Origin of the sequence: Salegentibacter salinarum (assembly GCF_900168115.1) — a bacterium.
Classification (GTDB): Bacteria; Bacteroidota; Bacteroidia; order Flavobacteriales; family Flavobacteriaceae; genus Salegentibacter; species Salegentibacter salinarum.
The window spans coordinates 1-1,509 of record NZ_FUZC01000040.1 but is presented as its reverse complement, the minus strand read 5'-3'; the positions used below and the strand labels follow the sequence as shown (position 1 = coordinate 1,509).

The 1,509-nt window shown below is 33.9% G+C and carries 3 protein-coding genes; all 3 read right to left on the bottom strand.

Going from position 1 to position 1,509, the window contains the following annotated elements; genetic code table 11:
• Positions 1 to 132, bottom strand: a 132-nt coding sequence (locus B5X53_RS19710) for a transposase (RefSeq protein ID WP_200811845.1), incomplete at its 3' end; no start/stop codon positions are given.
• A gap of 44 nt (positions 133 to 176) precedes the next feature.
• Positions 177 to 335 carry a transposase gene (locus B5X53_RS19705; RefSeq protein ID WP_200811846.1) on the bottom strand — a complete coding sequence of 53 codons (159 nt, stop codon included), beginning with the start codon at positions 333 to 335 and terminating at the stop codon, positions 177 to 179.
• 378 nt (positions 336 to 713) lie between these two features.
• The gene (locus tag B5X53_RS18810) at positions 714 to 1,160 is read right to left on the bottom strand and encodes a pyridoxamine 5'-phosphate oxidase family protein (RefSeq protein ID WP_079714736.1); all 447 of its coding nucleotides are present in this window, start codon (positions 1,158 to 1,160) and stop codon (positions 714 to 716) included.
• Positions 1,161 to 1,509: the final 349 nt, after the last annotated feature.

Here is a 1,509-nt window from a genome sequence, read left to right as displayed (position 1 = left end):
CGGCAGCTTGCTTTTCAATTCAGCAAATTCATTTCTTAGGTTGAAGGAGGTATACCCTTTAAGCTGACCTACTATGAAGTGTGGCGCATCTGTAGGTTGTGCCTTTACAAACAGATGAACATGGTCAGGCATTGTTTCCATTTTTCCATAACCAGATCCAATTCATCAGCTTTCTCTCATAGCAGTTCCTTCAATCTGCTTTCTATATCACCAATCAGTACTTTCCTTCTGTATTTAGGGCACCATATCAAATGATATCCTAAATTATAGACTGATGTAGATGATGTTTTCCAACGTTTAGGCTTAACCTCCTTCCTTTTACAAAAACAATAAATATTACATTAACGTCAATTATCTATTGCTTTTTGATTTTTCACTACATCGAATGGTTCAAACTAAAGCCGAATTCATCCCTTGGCTAAAGCATCAAGTGTGAGGGCTTTCTTCGGCAAAATATCGTAAGTATCAGGTTTATAACCCCTAAAATTTTCATCAATAGATTTTTTATTAAAATTTAATACCGAATAATTGGGAGACCTACTTTCTGCCGGAATTCGTTTTTTAAAAATGAGGGGTGTGGGTCCTTCAAGTTAGCTTTATCACGTTCCCGAATTTCTTCGGGAATTATCTATTAAAAGTGGTATTTTGTTTAATTATGTAAATTAAAAGTTTTAAAGCTATTAAAAAAATACAAATAATTTAAGTTTTGTTTATTAATCTCTTTGGCGTCCATTTATTTCATCAATATTAATACGGTAAACTATTGGTGCATCAGAATTACTTTTACTGGAAAAATTCTCGATAAAATCCGGACATGGTATTCCTTTATTTTTAATAGCTTTTTTCACTCCTTCAGAAAATAAACGCAGTATATATTTAGCGTCTGTTCCTTCTAATTCTTCAAACGTGCCGTACAATAAAACCGATTTCCATTTTTCTAAGGAAGAAATTTCATCTACCTGAAAAGTGACCAAAGGATTCTTCCGCATGGCTTCAATTTTACCTCCCTGCCCCGAATAGGTTAAAATGCTTTTTTGTTCAGGATCATAATAATAAGTGATTGGGATTATTTCACCTCTTCCCCTGGAGATATAGCCGAGCCTGCCTATATAATTATCGGCTAGTAGCTTTGTGCTTTCATCTATAGTCATGGCTCTCATAATAGTTAAGTTTTAGAAGGTGGTTATAGCTCATTAGAAAATGATGCTAAAAATCCTGTCTAATTTATTACTGGATCTCATAACAAAATATGACGGATATCATTAAAACTTATTTTAAGTATAATAAGCAGATAAGATTTTAAATAGATAAAGAAAGGAATATTAAATAATTATTTTACTGACTCTGAAAACTGGCTAATAAAAAAGGAAATTAATGACATAGGAGAGCCCTGTTGACACTCCCACTGCTAAAGCAGGTGGGATTCTTGGGCTACTCGACCAATGTCGCTGTATATCTCCCAAGCTGATGGTGTATGCCCTACACCCTTATTTCTTATATTTATTGCTG